This is a genomic window from Streptomyces sp. NPDC050085, assembly GCF_044460595.1.
GTDB lineage: Bacteria > Actinomycetota > Actinomycetes > Streptomycetales > Streptomycetaceae > Streptomyces.
Map to the genome: position 1 here is coordinate 377823 of NZ_JBITJZ010000006.1, position 12989 is coordinate 390811.

The 12989-nt window shown below is 72.8% G+C and carries 14 protein-coding genes; 8 read left to right on the forward strand and 6 right to left on the reverse strand.

Annotation, left to right across the window (positions count from 1 at the left end; translation table 11 throughout):
- Positions 1–5: 5 nt before the first annotated feature.
- Positions 6–1166, forward strand: coding sequence for an abortive phage infection protein (locus ACIBUY_RS24795; protein WP_399153742.1), 1161 nt, complete (start codon positions 6–8; stop codon positions 1164–1166).
- A 13-nt stretch (positions 1167–1179) separates the two neighbouring features.
- On the opposite strand, the gene ACIBUY_RS24800 is transcribed toward ACIBUY_RS24795, so the two are convergent.
- Positions 1180–1473: a YkvA family protein gene (locus ACIBUY_RS24800; protein ID WP_365574693.1), complete on the reverse strand. Its 294-nt coding sequence runs from the start codon at positions 1471–1473 to the stop codon at positions 1180–1182.
- Between the two features lie 90 nt (positions 1474–1563).
- Between ACIBUY_RS24800 and ACIBUY_RS24805 the strand changes: the two genes are divergently transcribed.
- On the forward strand, positions 1564–1734 hold the full coding sequence (locus ACIBUY_RS24805) for a hypothetical protein (protein ID WP_365574691.1): 171 nt from the start codon (positions 1564–1566) through the stop codon (positions 1732–1734).
- Between the two features lie 16 nt (positions 1735–1750).
- On the opposite strand, the gene ACIBUY_RS24810 is transcribed toward ACIBUY_RS24805, so the two are convergent.
- Positions 1751–2257: a DUF5709 domain-containing protein gene (locus tag ACIBUY_RS24810; RefSeq protein WP_365574688.1), complete on the reverse strand. Its 507-nt coding sequence runs from the start codon at positions 2255–2257 to the stop codon at positions 1751–1753.
- Positions 2258–3090: 833 nt separating this feature from the next.
- Positions 3091–4854 (reverse strand): serine/threonine-protein kinase, encoded by a 1764-nt coding sequence (locus ACIBUY_RS24815; RefSeq protein WP_365574685.1) that lies wholly within the window; start codon positions 4852–4854, stop codon positions 3091–3093.
- Positions 4855–5040: 186 nt separating this feature from the next.
- Here ACIBUY_RS24815 and ACIBUY_RS24820 point away from each other — a divergent pair, with 186 nt between their 5' ends.
- Positions 5041–5673 carry a DUF6629 family protein gene (locus tag ACIBUY_RS24820; protein ID WP_399153743.1) on the forward strand — a complete coding sequence of 211 codons (633 nt, stop codon included), beginning with the start codon at positions 5041–5043 and terminating at the stop codon, positions 5671–5673.
- A gap of 204 nt (positions 5674–5877) precedes the next feature.
- On the forward strand, positions 5878–6843 hold the full coding sequence (locus tag ACIBUY_RS24825; protein WP_399153744.1) for an NAD-dependent epimerase/dehydratase family protein: 966 nt from the start codon (positions 5878–5880) through the stop codon (positions 6841–6843).
- Here the strand turns inward: ACIBUY_RS24825 and ACIBUY_RS24830 are convergent.
- The gene (locus tag ACIBUY_RS24830; RefSeq protein ID WP_365574676.1) at positions 6836–7774 is read right to left on the reverse strand and encodes a helix-turn-helix domain-containing protein; all 939 of its coding nucleotides are present in this window, start codon (positions 7772–7774) and stop codon (positions 6836–6838) included. The two genes, ACIBUY_RS24825 and ACIBUY_RS24830, sit on opposite strands and share 8 nt — an antisense overlap.
- A 216-nt stretch (positions 7775–7990) precedes the next feature.
- On the opposite strand from ACIBUY_RS24830, the gene ACIBUY_RS24835 reads away from it, so the two are divergent.
- Together ACIBUY_RS24835 and ACIBUY_RS24840 are read left to right on the forward strand one after the other, a co-directional pair.
- A complete protein-coding gene (locus ACIBUY_RS24835) occupies positions 7991–8461 on the forward strand; it encodes a DUF2269 family protein (RefSeq protein WP_365574672.1) in 471 nt (156 codons plus the stop codon).
- An 86-nt stretch (positions 8462–8547) separates the two neighbouring features.
- On the forward strand, positions 8548–9360 hold the full coding sequence (locus tag ACIBUY_RS24840) for a hypothetical protein (RefSeq protein WP_365574669.1): 813 nt from the start codon (positions 8548–8550) through the stop codon (positions 9358–9360).
- On the opposite strand, the gene ACIBUY_RS24845 is transcribed toward ACIBUY_RS24840, so the two are convergent.
- Positions 9357–9896 (reverse strand): helix-turn-helix domain-containing protein, encoded by a 540-nt coding sequence (locus ACIBUY_RS24845; protein ID WP_399153745.1) that lies wholly within the window; start codon positions 9894–9896, stop codon positions 9357–9359. The two genes, ACIBUY_RS24840 and ACIBUY_RS24845, sit on opposite strands and share 4 nt — an antisense overlap.
- Positions 9897–10050: 154 nt before the next feature.
- Between ACIBUY_RS24845 and ACIBUY_RS24850 the strand changes: the two genes are divergently transcribed.
- Complete coding sequence (locus ACIBUY_RS24850; RefSeq protein WP_399153746.1) at positions 10051–11307, forward strand: benzoate/H(+) symporter BenE family transporter; 1257 nt, start codon at positions 10051–10053, stop codon at positions 11305–11307.
- Here ACIBUY_RS24850 and ACIBUY_RS24855 read toward each other — a convergent pair.
- Positions 11304–12035 (reverse strand): type 1 glutamine amidotransferase, encoded by a 732-nt coding sequence (locus ACIBUY_RS24855; RefSeq protein WP_399153747.1) that lies wholly within the window; start codon positions 12033–12035, stop codon positions 11304–11306. The genes ACIBUY_RS24850 and ACIBUY_RS24855 overlap by 4 nt on opposite strands.
- A 99-nt stretch (positions 12036–12134) precedes the next feature.
- On the opposite strand from ACIBUY_RS24855, the gene ACIBUY_RS24860 reads away from it, so the two are divergent.
- Positions 12135–12986, forward strand: a complete 852-nt coding sequence (locus ACIBUY_RS24860) for a fructosamine kinase family protein (protein ID WP_399153748.1) — start codon at positions 12135–12137, stop codon at positions 12984–12986.
- Positions 12987–12989: the final 3 nt, after the last annotated feature.

Below are 12989 nucleotides of genomic sequence, written 5' to 3' on the forward strand. Positions count from 1 at the left end.
GCGTCATGAGGCACGAGGACATGAAGGTCGAAGGCATGCACGAGGGCAAGAAGGCCGAGGGCATCAGCCGGGCCCGGTTCCTGGGGCTCGCCGGAGCGGTCGGTGCGGGGGCGCTGTTGCCCGCCGCACCGGCGACGGCCCGCGACCGCTGTCCCGCGCCGCGGGGGCTGCGGCACCGCGGCGTCGTCTACGAGGTCGGCGCGGGCGAGAGCCCGGCGACGGCGTGGCGCGCGGAGCGGGCCCGCGCCGATCTGCGGGCGATCCGGGACCGGCTGCACGCGGACACCGTGAAGATCACCGGGGACGGCGTGGAGCGGCTGACCGCGACGGCCGAGGCGGCGGCCGAACTCGGCCTGCGCGTCTGGCTGGAGCCGACGCTCGGCGACGTGCCCGCCGGCGACATCCTCGACCACCTCGCGCAGACGGGCCGGTTCGCGGAGCGGCTGCGGCGCCAGGGGGTGCCGGTGCAGCTGAACGTGGGCTGCGAGTTCCTGCTGTTCGTGCCCGGCATCGTGCCGGGCGCCACCATGGTCGAGCGCATCGAGAACCTGACGAAGGGCGCCTTCGACCCGGTGCGCGTGGCGCGGGAGCTGCGCCGCTTCACCGCGCGGGCCGCCGCCGTGGGCCGCTCCGTCTTCCACGGCCCGCTGTCGTACGCGGCCGCGCAGGACGAGGACGTCGACTGGGACCTGTTCGACCTGGTGTGCCTCGACTACTACGGCGACCACCCGACCGCGGCCGGCCACGTCGAGGAACTGCGCGCGTACCGGCGCCCCGGAAAGCCCCTGGCCATCAGCGAGTTCGGCACGTGCACCTTCAAGGGCGCACCGAGCAGCGGCGGCATGGGCTGGGACGTCGTCGACTACACGAAGGATCCGCCCGAGATCAAGGGCGGCCTGGTGCGCAGCGAGGCCACGCAGGCCGCGTACCTGACGGACGTCGTCGGCGTCTTCGCGTCGATGGGCCTGTACGCGGCCATGGCGTACACCTTCGTCACGCCGGACGCCCCGCACCGGGCCGAACCCCGCCTCGACCTGGACATGGCGAGCTACAGCCTGGTGAAGACGGTCCGGGACCGGCCCGCCGACCCGGACTCACCGTGGCACTGGGAACCGAAACAGTCCTTCCACGCACTGGCCCGCGCGTACGCCCGCCACCGCCGCTGAGCTCGTACGCCCGTCACCCCTGCTGAGACGACCGCTCGAGGCCCGCGCGCTGCGCCGCGGCGTGCAGCGCGCGCAGGGCGAGGAGCAGCACTCCTATGTCGTCGAGGTAGATCGGGTCCGGCAGCAGGTCGACCGGCGAGACGGTGTAGACGACGGCGGCCCAGAACAGGGCCTTGTCGCGCAGCGGCACACCCGCGTCGAGCAGCAGTCTGCGCGCCCGGACCACGCGCACCAGAAGAACCACGGCGGCCACCAGCATGACGAGTGCGGCCACTGCGGCGAGCGTGATCCACGTACGGCTGTCCATGCCTCTCCTTGTACCCCACGTGCGGCGGTGCGCGCCCCGGGTGACGATGAAGTCCCGCTCGAACCGAGCCGAACGCAGGAGGACAGGGCCGTGCTCATCTTCGTCGCGATGATCCTGGGAGGAATCGGTGTGGTCTGCGTCGGTATCACGGCACGTCAGTGCGCCACCGACTCCGTCACGCTCGGACCACCGGTGATCGCCCTGGTCACGGCCCTCATATCGGTCGCACTCCTGCTGACGGCCACCGCCTACGGTCACTGAGGCAGCCGCCCCGCCGTCACAGCGGGGAGTCGTCCTCGTCCACCACGTGGACGGCGGCCTCCTCGGCCGACGCCGCTCCCCCGTCGATGCCGACGTCCTCGGCGAGCATGTCCTTCTCGGCGTCCTCGTGGGCGCCCTCGTCCGGTGCCACGAGGCGGCCCGCGCGCCGGTCACCGACCTCGTCGTCCAGCGGTTCGCCCTCGCCGTCGAACAGGTCCCCGAGCCCGTCGCCGTCGTCCTCGCCGGATTCGAGGGCCTCGTACTCGTCGATCACCGGGTCGGGACGCTCCTCGGCAAGCCGCTCTTCCAGGCTCTCGCCGTGCTGCTGCTCTGCGGCGGTGGTGCCGGTGTGCTCGACGCCCAGCGGGCGCTCGGGCGGCGACCAGCCCTCGTCGTACGGATCGACGCCGCGGTCGCTGAGGGTGTCCTCCGCGTCGAGCAGGCCCTCGTCCTCGCGGGCGTCCGGGTCCCCGGGCTGGTACACCTCGTCGCCCATGAGCGAGTCGTCGCTGCGCTCGGTCATCCCCTGCCACCTCCTGTCGTACTCCGTCTCGTATCCAGCCTGCGCCACCTCACGCCCGCCGGCCCCCTCGCCACAGGATTTGCCGTTCCGCGGCGCCCACAGTGAAGGATTTGCGACATATGCGCGTTTTAAGTGTTACATCCCTTACCTATGAGCTTGATGTGCGGTGCGTAGCTTCGTAGATGTCGCCGCGAACGGGGCGGCCACCACACATCCTGAAACCGCGACCCACGGCGAAGCGCACGTACGTCAAGACCGTCAAGCTCGCCGCGAAGGGCCACACCGCGAAGGTGTACAAGCTCGGCAAGGGCAAGTACCAGGCGGTCATCCTCTACCAGGGCAAGAAGGCCACCGGCCTGAACGCCTTCGGCAAGACCACGCGGGCGAACCTGAACGGTCTGCACGTCGAGCTCACCCCGGCCGGCTCCGTCTCCTCCTGGGTCGACCGCGCCAAGCCGCAGCCCAAGCCCAAGCCCGTCGAGAAGCGGGTGTTCGTGGCGTCGTCGACGCTGACCGACGGCTCGCAGGCGAAGATCTACAGGCTCTCCACGAACCACTACCAGGCCGACGTCTTCGGCGCCGGCGCGAAGATCGGCACCCTGGACGCGAACGGCCGCGCCGCGTACGGCGAGAACAACGGGCTGCACGTCGTGCTCCAGCCCGACGGACAGCTGTCGTCCTACGTCGACGAGGCGCCCGCTCCCGCGCCGGGGCCGGACCCGGATCCCACCCCGGACCCCGAGCCGACGCCGACCCGGACACCACGCCGGCCCCGGACACCGTCCCCGACCAGGTGCCGACGGCTCCGGCCCCGGCCGTCTGACCCGACCGGTCTACGAAGCGGCTCCGTTGCGCCACACCGTCAGGTCCATCGTCATGTACTGGCTGGGCGAGTCCTCGGCCGCGAAGCCAAGGACCGTGATCAGGCCGAGGTGCCCCGAGCCGGTGATGACGCACACCTGGCGGCCCTTGGACAGCTTGTTCGTCTCGATGGTCTCGGTGAACCGCGTGTCGTTGCGGCAGGTCTCCAGCGAACCTTGCTGGCCCGGGTCGAGCAGCACCAGCTTGCCGCCCTCGCTCTCCGCGTCGAGGTAGTCCCCGGTGTCGTAGGAGAGGTCGTAATTGAGGTCCTCCCCCTCCTGCGGCCGGACCGGGTCGTCACTGAAGGACAGGTGGTACCCGCGGGTCAGGTTGATGCCCTTGTACGCGGCGGGCGAGGGGTCGGCGACGGGCTTCTGTTCACCGCCTCCGGTGCTCGAGCCGCTCTGGTCGCCCGAGCCGGACGATCCCGTCTCCTGCGGCGCGCTGCTGCTCTGCCCCGAGCCGCTGCTCTTGTCGTCGCCCTTGTCGTTGTCCTTGACCGCGTTGTACGCCGTGACGCCGAGGACACCGAGCACGAGGGCCGCGGCGGCGGCGAGGATCGGGCCCTTGTTGCTCGACTTGCGCGGCGGCAGGGGCCGCGGGTGCCCGGGGAACTGCTGGGCGTGGGGCGGGAATTGGGTCGGCGCGTACGCCGGGTTCTGCGTGTAGGCGGGGTTCGGCGCGTGCTGCGGCGCCGGGTGCGCGGGCGCGGTCGGCTGGTACGCGGCGGGCGGCGGCGTCGGGTGCGCGGCCGGGCCGGTCGTGGGGACCGTGGGCGAGTACGCGGCGGGCGGCGGGGTCTGCGGGGGCGCGGGAGCGGCGGTGCGCACCGTGATGTCGGCGGCGACCGCGCCGGGCAGCCAGTCCTCGGGGCGGCGCAGCACGGTCTGCGAGTTGGCGCTCTGGCACAGGCCGATGACCTCGGTCAGTGACGGCCTGCCCTCGGGGTCCTTGGTGAGGCAGCGGCCGACCAGATCGCGCAACTCGTCGGGCAGCGGCCCGAGTTCGGGCTCCTCGTGGACGATGCGGTAGAGCACGCCGTGCCCGGTGCCCTCACCGAACGCGGGTGTGCCGGTCGCCGCGTACGCCGCGATCTGGCCGAGCGCGAAGATGTCGGTGGCCGCGGTCACCGGCCGGGCAGCCGCCTGCTCGGGCGCCATGAACGAGGGCGTGCCGATGGTGACGCCGCTGCCGGTGAGCGAGGTCGAGTCGGCGGCGCGGGCGATGCCGAAGTCGATGACGCGGGGGCCGTCGACGGCGAGCAGCACGTTCGACGGCTTGAGGTCGCGGTGCACGATGCCCGCACCGTGGATGACGTGCAGGGCCTCGGCCATGCCCGCGATGAGCAGCAGCACGGTCTCGACGGGCAGCGCGCCGTGCGTGCTGACGGCGTCGGCGAGCGAGGGCCCGGGCACGTACGCCGTGGCGAGCCACGGGTGTTCGCCGTCGGTGTCGGCGTCGATGACCGGCGCGGTGTACAGGCCCTGGACGCGCTGGGCGGCCTTGACCTCCTGGGCGAAGCGCCGCCGGAACTCGGCGTCCTCGGCGAACTCGGGCCTGATCACCTTGATGGCGACGGGCCGGCCGCCCGGGGTGTACGACAGGTACACCTTGCCCATGCCGCCCGCGCCGAGCCGCGCGGCGAGCCGGTAGCCCGCGACCGTGGCGGGATCGCCCGGGCCCAACGGCTGAAAGACATCCGACGCGTCATGCCGGTCCGGCTGCTGACCACTCATCAACTCGCGTCTCCCCACGCAGAACGCTTACGCCCGCGCCGTGCGTCACGCACGCCCCGCGGGTCTTGTTTTTCCTCGAACGGAGGGAACCTTATCCAAGTTGGCGTGCTCGCGAGGAACGGGCGGACGGGCGGACACGCATCGCCCGACGCGCCGCGTCGGTCGGGGGACCGTAGCGTTGCGCCCATGTGCTGGAGTGCGACGGCCGATCTGGTGGCGGGCAGCGCGATCGCGGCGGTGGGAGCGGGGTGCGTGGCCCGCGCGATCCGCACCCGGCCGCGCGCCCTGATGCTGGCGGCGCTGCCCCTTCTGCTCGGTGCGCACCAGATCGTCGAGGCGGTGATCTGGAACGACGGCGGGGGCGGCGGACCCGCCGTCGTCGCCTGGGCGGTGATCGCACTGCCACTGCTTCCGTTGTGGGTGCCGGCCGGTGTGCTGTGCGTGGCACCGCGCAGGGCCCGGCGCCGTCTGGCGGTACCGCTCGCGTGCGGCCTCGTGACGAGCGGCGTGCTCGCGCACGCCCTGGCGACGACGCCCGTCACGGCCGAGATCCGCGGGCACACCATGGGGTACGCGATCGGTCTGCCGCACGCGGGATGGGCCATCGCCGGATATCTCGTCGCGACCATCGGCGCGCTGCTGCTGTCCGGCGAGGCGGGTCTGGTGCTGCTCGGCGTCCTGGTCGCGGTCGGCGCGGGCGTGTGCACGGCGCTGTGGCGCTGGGAGTTCATCTCCACGTGGTGCGCCTGCGCGGCGCTGTGCTCGGTGGTGCTGTACGGCTGGCTGCGCGGCAACTCCCTTACATACCAGGGCAGTTGAGGGATCTCCGCAGCCCCTCCCCCTCCCCTCTCCCACCTCCCTCACTTCCCCTGCCCCCTTCCCTCGAAGCCACCCGACACCCCATCCTTGCGACCGCATGCCGCGAGAGTTACAGTCTATAACAGTTGCAAGAAGCAGTAATGCCAGCGGTAACGCCCACGTGCTCGCCGCGATCGTCACCGTTCACCGTCGAAGGGACCCCTCATGTCCGGCACCCACCAGCCCCTGCACACCGTCCTCGGCTCCGGCCCCGCCGGGACCGCGCTCGCCGAGGAACTCGTCCGCCGCGGCCACCCCGTCCGCCTCGTCGACCGCAAGGGGGAAGGCCCCTCACTCCCCGGCGTCACGCGCTTCGCCGCCGACGTGAGCACCGCGCAGGGCGCGCGCACGGCCGTCGCCGGTGCCGCCGTCGTGTACCACTGCGTCAACGTCGGCTATCACCTCCAGGTCGAGGTGATGCCGCACATCCAGGAGGCCGTCCTCGCCGCGGTGCGGGACAGCGGGGCACGTCTGGTCGTCCTCGACACGCTGTACCCGTACGGCGACCCGGGCGGTGCGGCGATGACCGAACAGACGCCCTGGAACGCCACGTCGCGCAAGGGCCGGATGCGGGCCGAACTCGACGAGAAGTACCTGGCCGCACACCGGGCGGGCGAGGCCGCGATGGTGCTCGGCCGGTCCGCCGACTTCTTCGGCCCCGGGGTCCTCAACTCGACGCTCGGCGGCGCCGTGTTCCCCGCCGCGCTCACCGGCGGCGAGGTTCCGGCGCTCGGCGACATCGACCTGCCGCACAGCTACACGTACATACGCGACGTCGCCTCGGGCCTCGCCACGCTCGGCGAACGTCCGGACGGCGACGGCCGGGTCTGGCACCTGCCGACCGCACCGGCCGTGTCCACGCGCGAGGTCCTCGCCATGGTCGAGCGGCGCGTGGGGCGGCCGCTGGAGCTGACCGTGGTGGACGAGCCCCGCCCGTTCGGCCCGTTCGACGAGCAGTTCATGGCCGAGTACGCGGAGATGTTCTACCAGCACACCACCGTGCAGATCATGGACTCGACGGCCTTCGAGCGGCACTTCGCCGTCTCGCCCACGCCCCTCGCCGACGCGCTGGACGCGACGCTGGCCTGGTACGGCGCATGGCTCGGCGCCCGGGCGGGCGACGTCAGCTGAAGGTGCGGCGGTACGCCTGCGGGCTGACGCCGGTGGTGCGCTTGAAGCGGTCGCGGAACGCGGTGGGCGAGCCGAAACCGACCTGCGCGGCGATCCGCTCCACGGGGTGGCCCGTGGTCTCCAGGAGGTGCTGGGCCTGGCGGACGCGGGCCCGGTGCAGCCACTGCAGCGGGGTGGTGCCGGTCTGTTCGCGGAACCGGCGCATGAGGGTACGGGTGCTGACACCGGCGCGGGCGGCGATGTCGGCGAGCCCGAGCTCGCAGTCGAGGTTGTCCTGGAGCCAGCCGAGGAGGGGTTCGAGGGCGGAGCCCCGGGGCGTCGGCGCGTGGTCGTGGACGATGAACTGCGCCTGCCCGCCCTCCCGTTCGAGCGGCATGACGGCGAGCCGGGCCGCGTCGGCGGCGACCGCCGAACCGTAGTCCCGCCGGATCATGTGCAGGCACAGATCGAGCCCGGCGGCGGCACCGGCCGAGGTGAGGAACTGCCCGTTGTCGACGTACAGGACGTCGGCGTCGACGTCGATCGCGGGGTACGTGGACGCGAGCAGGTCCGCAGCGATCCAGTGGGTGGTGGCGCGCAGCCCGTCGAGCAGTCCGGTCGCGGCCAGCGGGAAGGTGCCCACGCAGATGGACGCGATCCGGGTGCCGTCGGCGGCGGCCGAGCGCAGCGCGTCCCGGACGGCCGCCGGGAGCGGTGCCGTGGGAGCGGCCGTGCCGGGGATGACGATCGTGTCCGCGCCCTTGAGCCCGTCGAGCCCCCGGCGTGCCCGGATCGTGAAGGTGCCCGCGTCGACCTCGCTCCGCTCGGCGCACACCCGGACCTGATAGCCGGCGCGCCCGTCGGGGAGCCGGGTGCGGGTGAAGGCCTCGATCGGCGTGGACAGGTCGAAGGGGATCACCTGGTCGAGCGCGAGGACGGCGACGGTGTGCATGGCCAGAAGATACCCCGACGCCTGATTACCGCCACTCCCCCTACAACGGTAGACAGGCAGGTGGGAGCACCGGGACGGAGCTCTGTGGCCCTGGCGGTTTTCCGTTGATGATCGTCACTATTGCCACTGGGCGACGGCGGTGCGTCTGACTAGCGTCGACGTCGATCCGGCGCGGACCGGACCGCACCCGTCGTACACGAAAGATCCACTGACGCCATGTCGAAGCTCCTGCTCTCCCTGCACGTCCTGGCCGCCGTCCTCGCCGTGGGGCCGGTCACCGTGGCCGCGAGCATGTTCCCCAAGTCCCTTGGGCAGGCGGCGAGTTCACCGTCCACCGTGAGCACGGCGCCCACCACGCTCACCGTGCTGCACCGGATCTGCCGGGTGTACGCGGCCGTGGGCATCGCCGTCCCGCTGCTCGGGTTCGCGACGGCGAGCAGCATGGGCGTCATGGGCAGCCCCTGGCTGATCGCGTCCATCGTGCTGACCACGGCCGCCGCGGCCGTCCTGATGGTGCTGATCCTGCCCGGGCAGGAGACGGCGCTCGAGGCGGTGCGGCGGTCCGACACCGCACCCCTGGCCCGGGCGGCCGGGCGGCTCGCGGGGCTCACTGGTGTGTTCAATCTGCTCTGGGCCACGGTCACCGTGCTGATGATCGTCCGCCCGGGCTCCACCACGGGAGCCTGAACCCAGGTGGGCACCACACCGTGTCGAACGTAGACTTTATGGCGTATTTCGGGCGCTCGGAGCGCCCGGGACGGCGAGGTGACGTCATGACGGGACAGTCCGCGACCCGACTGCACAGGGCCGCGCGCGCGTCCGTGACCGCGGCCGTGGCGTGCGCGAGCGTGTTCACCGTGGGACCGGCGCTGGCCGACGACGGATCGGCGGACCCCAGTGCGCGACAGCTGGCCGACGACGCGAAGCAGGAGCTCCTCGACGCGCACTCCCTGCATCTGGTGCTGACGAACCGCGCACAGGGCGGCGGGGACGCGCACGCTCCCGCCGCGTTCGACCTGCGGCTGGACGAGGACGGGAACTGCGCCGGTTCGCTGCGCATGGGCACGGGCGGCACCGACGGCGGCAGCGTCGACCTCGTGAAGCGGGGCGACGAGGTGTGGATGAAGCCGGACGCCACGTTCTGGAAGACCCAGGTGTCCGGCAGCTCGGGTGAGCTCGCGGCTCAGCTGTTCGGCGACCGGTACGTGCACGGCACGACGGACGATCCGATGCTGGACGGGCTCGCGGAGACCTGCGATCTCGACGCGTTCCGCGCCCAGCTGGACAGCGGTTCGGCGCGCGCCGCCCAGGAGCAGCTCACCAAGGGCGCGCCGACCACGGTCGACAGCACCCGCGTCGTCCCGCTGACCGGGACCTCCGACGGCGATCACCTGACCCTGTACGTGACCGAGAACGCACCCCATCGACTGGTGCGGGCCACCGAGAAGAGCCCGGCCGAGACGGTCACGATGACGCTCGGCGAGTACGACCGACCGGTGCCGTCGGCGACGCCGTCCGCGGACGAGTCCGTCGACGTCTCCCAGCTGCACGACGTCGCCCCGAACGGGACGCCGCCGCAGGTCTAACCGCCTTTGGGGTAGCGCACGAAGAGGATGCCGTGCACGGCGCCGTGCGGTGCGCTGTAGCGGTGGGGGACGTCGGCGTTCCAGTGGGCGTGGCCGCCGGGGCCGACGCTCTGCAGTTCGTCGGGCAGGCCGACCACCGCGGTGCCCGACAGGACCATGAGGCTCTCGGTGGTGTGCGGGACGTGGGCGGCGGAGTCCTGCACCGCGCCCTGCGCGATGGTGACCCGGAAGACGTCGGTGGCAGCGGCGTCGTCCTCGTACCGCTCGAGCAGCACCGCCGTAACCGCGCTGCCGGAGACGCCGCCCGCCCCTTCCGCGACGCCGGTGGGCGGATCGCCGAGGACCGCGCTGAGCGGGCTGCCGAGTGCGGTGGTCAGCGCGTACAGGGTTTCGAGGGTGGGATTGCGCGACCCGGACTCGAGTTCCGAGAGCGTGCCCTTGCCGACGCCCGAGCGGCGGGCGAGCTCCGACAGGGACAGGTCGCGCGCCTGACGCAGCGCCTTGAGCCTGCGTCCCACCTCGTCGTTCAGGCCCATCGCCGCGACTCCAGTCGTCCAGTCCCTTGCCACCGTCTGCTTGTTGACGGGTGACCGCCCACTTCCCTAGTGTTCCACATACGGAACGTTCTGTTTACGGAACACCGTTGACAGAACACCGGAACACCCGCTCGGCTGCCGGAAGTGATGCCCCGTGCCCCCGTCCCCGTCCCCGCTCGCCCGCATACGTTCCCTCGCGCCGCCCTCGGCCGTGGCGGCGGGCCTGATCGCGGTCACCGTCGGCGTGACCAGCTCGGCGGCCCTGGTCTTCACGGCGGCGCGGGCCGCCGGCGCGGACGAGCGGGAGATCTCGTCCTGGATGCTCGCCCTGGGCATCGGGCTCGCGGTGACGTGCGCGGGTCTGTCGCTGCGGTTCCGGGCGCCGGTGGTGACCGCCTGGTCGACGCCGGGTGCGGCGCTGCTGGCGACCGGCCTGAGCGGGGTGTCGATGGGCAAGGCCGTGGGAGCGTTCGTCTTCAGTGCCGTGCTGATCCTGCTCAGCGGGCTGACGGGGTGGTTCGCCCGGGTCATGGACCGCATCCCGGTGCCACTCGCCGCGGCGCTGCTCGCCGGGGTGCTGCTGCAGTTCGGCACCGGGCTCTTCGCCGGGATGCACGGCAGCTTCGCGATCGCGTTCCCGATGTTCGTGCTCTACCTCCTGGCCCGGCGGCTGCTTCCCCGGTACGCGGTGCTGCTCGCCCTGGGCGGTGGGGTCGTCGCGTCCGTCCTGACCGGCGGCTGGCACCTGGAGAAGGTCCGACTCTCGCTCGCGCACCCGGTGCTCACGACTCCCCAGTTCGACTGGAAGGTGCTGATCAGTGTCGGGGTGCCGCTGTTCGTGGTGACAATGGCCTCGCAGAATCTGCCGGGGGTCGCGGTGCTGCGCAGCTCCGGGTACACCGACGTGCCGGTGTCGCCGCTGTTGACGTGGACCGGTGCGGTGCAGGCGGTGCTCGCCCCGTTCGGCGCGTTCGGCATCAACCTGGCGGCGATCACCGCCGCGATCTGCACCGGCAAGGAGGCCCACCCGGATCGCGAGCGCCGCTTCCTCGCCGCCGCGTGGGCGGGGGTCTTCTACCTCTGCATGGGCCTGCTCGGCGCCACGGTCGCCTCCCTCCTCGTCGCGATGCCGCACGCGCTCGTCCTGGCCGTGGCCGGCATCGGCCTCCTCGCGACGATCGAGTCCTCCCTCACCTCGGCCCTTTCCGACCCCCGCTCGCGCGAGGCCGCCGTCGTCACGTTCCTCGCCACGGCATCGGGCGTGACGCTGCTCGGCATCGGCTCGGCGTTCTGGGGGCTCCTTGCGGGGGTGCTCACGAGCGCGGTGGCGTCGCTGGGGCGGGGCAAGAAGGCGCCTTCCGAGGCGTCGGCCGCGCCGAGCCCGCAGGCCCCGGCGCGGACCACCCCTTAGACCGCGCAGAGCCCGGCGAACCGCTCCGTGAACACCGACCACGCCGCCGTCGCCGCCCCGTCCTCCGCTACCGCCCGTGCGTGCATCGCCTCCCGGTCGAGGCCGCGCGCGGCCAGGGCGTCACGGTCCCAACCGGCGATGCGCTCCGGGTCCGCCTCGGGGTGGAACTGCACGCCCCAGGCCCGCTCGCCGACCCGGAACGCCTGGTGGGGGCAGGCGTCGCTGGACGCCAACCACGCGGCGCCCGGCGGGAGTTCGGTGATGGCGTCGACGTGGCGCTCGATCGCGGGCACCGTCGCGCCGAACCCGTGCAGCAGCGGGTCGCCGGCCGCCTCGGGCCGCAGCCGGATCGTGGTGCTGCCGAACTCGGGCCGCCCGTGCGCACCCCGCACCGAGCCGCCCGCGACCTGCGCGAGGAGCTGGCCGCCCAGGCAGATGCCGAGGAGCGGGACGGACTCCGCGAGCGCCTCGCTCACCAGGCCGCGGGTTGCCGGGAGCCAGGGGGCGCGTGCGTCGTCGTCCGGCAGGTAGGCGCCGCCGAGCACGACCAGCGGACGGCCGGACAGGGACGCGGGCAGGGACTCGCCGTCGTACGGGCGCAGGACGCGCAGGTCGAGGCCCGCCGCGCGCAGCCAGGCGCCGACCCGGCCGGGCCCGCCGTGCGGGGTGTTCTGCACGACGAGGACCTGGCCGGAAACTACCGTTCCGGCCGACTCGGCGGGCGACATGCTCAACTCCCTTGCTCCGTACCGGCCTTGATCCGTGCAGCAGATCAGGGCGCGGTTCGCCGCGTCAACGGCCCGCGTCTCCCCCGTACGCTGAGGAGCATGTACGACGCATCGGACGCGGCGGCACGCTTCACCGGCCGGCGGGCCGTCGAGAAGCGGCGCAGGTCCGCGCGGTTGAGCGAGGTCGTCCTGGACGACGGGCGCACCGTGATGGTGAAGTACGCCGACGATCCCGCCGCGGTGCGGGCCGAGGCGGCCGGGCTGCGCTGGCTGGCCGCGGCGGACACGGTCGCGGTGCCCGCCGTGCACGGGTACGACGCCCACTGCCTGGTCACCGACCGTGTGCCCGACGGCTGGGCGACGGCCGCGAGCGCGGAGCGGTTCGGCCGGGACCTGGCCGCCCTGCACGCCGCGGGCGCCCCCGCGTTCGGCGCCCCGCCGCCCGACGGCCCCACGGACGCGTACATCGGCCTCGCCCCGATGCGCAACGCGACGGGACAGGACTGGCCGAGCTGGTACGCCGAGCACCGCGTGCTGCCGTACCTGCGGCTCGCGGTGGACGCCGGGACGATCCGTGCGGCCGAGACCGAACCCGTCGAAAAGGTCATGGAGTTGCTGCCGGACCTCGCGGGCCCCGCCGAGCCGCCCGCGCGACTCCACGGCGACCTGTGGAACGGGAACGTGCTGTGGGGCCCGAGCGGCGCCGCCCACCTCATCGACCCGGCCGCGCACGGCGGTCACCGGGAGAGCGATCTCGCGATGCTGCAGCTGTTCGGCGCCCCGCACCTGGACCGCGTCCTCGACGGCTACCAGCGGGCCGCCCCGCTCGCCACGGGCTGGCGCGACCGCGTCGCCCTGCACCAGCTGTTTCCGCTCCTGGTCCACGCGGTGCTCTTCGGCCGCGGGTACGCGGAGCAGGCCATCGCCGCAGCCCGGGCCCAACTCTCGTAGGAC

Excerpts from the sequence above, each read along its gene's own strand:
- ACIBUY_RS24800 (WP_365574693.1), bottom strand. The coding sequence starts at position 1,473 with ATGGACAGCCGTACGTGGATCACGCTCGCCGCAGTGGCCGCACTCGTC.
- ACIBUY_RS24840 (WP_365574669.1), top strand. The coding sequence starts at position 8,548 with ATGACGGGACAGTCCGCGACCCGACTGCACAGGGCCGCGCGCGCGTCC.
- ACIBUY_RS24835 (WP_365574672.1), top strand. The coding sequence starts at position 7,991 with ATGTCGAAGCTCCTGCTCTCCCTGCACGTCCTGGCCGCCGTCCTCGCC.
- ACIBUY_RS24855 (WP_399153747.1), bottom strand. The coding sequence starts at position 12,035 with ATGTCGCCCGCCGAGTCGGCCGGAACGGTAGTTTCCGGCCAGGTCCTC.
- ACIBUY_RS24860 (WP_399153748.1), top strand. The coding sequence starts at position 12,135 with ATGTACGACGCATCGGACGCGGCGGCACGCTTCACCGGCCGGCGGGCC.
- ACIBUY_RS24820 (WP_399153743.1), top strand. The coding sequence starts at position 5,041 with ATGTGCTGGAGTGCGACGGCCGATCTGGTGGCGGGCAGCGCGATCGCG.
- ACIBUY_RS24795 (WP_399153742.1), top strand. The coding sequence starts at position 6 with ATGAGGCACGAGGACATGAAGGTCGAAGGCATGCACGAGGGCAAGAAG.
- ACIBUY_RS24845 (WP_399153745.1), bottom strand. The coding sequence starts at position 9,896 with ATGGGCCTGAACGACGAGGTGGGACGCAGGCTCAAGGCGCTGCGTCAG.
- ACIBUY_RS24810 (WP_365574688.1), bottom strand. The coding sequence starts at position 2,257 with ATGACCGAGCGCAGCGACGACTCGCTCATGGGCGACGAGGTGTACCAG.
- ACIBUY_RS24825 (WP_399153744.1), top strand. The coding sequence starts at position 5,878 with ATGTCCGGCACCCACCAGCCCCTGCACACCGTCCTCGGCTCCGGCCCC.
- ACIBUY_RS24815 (WP_365574685.1), bottom strand. The coding sequence starts at position 4,854 with ATGAGTGGTCAGCAGCCGGACCGGCATGACGCGTCGGATGTCTTTCAG.
- ACIBUY_RS24830 (WP_365574676.1), bottom strand. The coding sequence starts at position 7,774 with ATGCACACCGTCGCCGTCCTCGCGCTCGACCAGGTGATCCCCTTCGAC.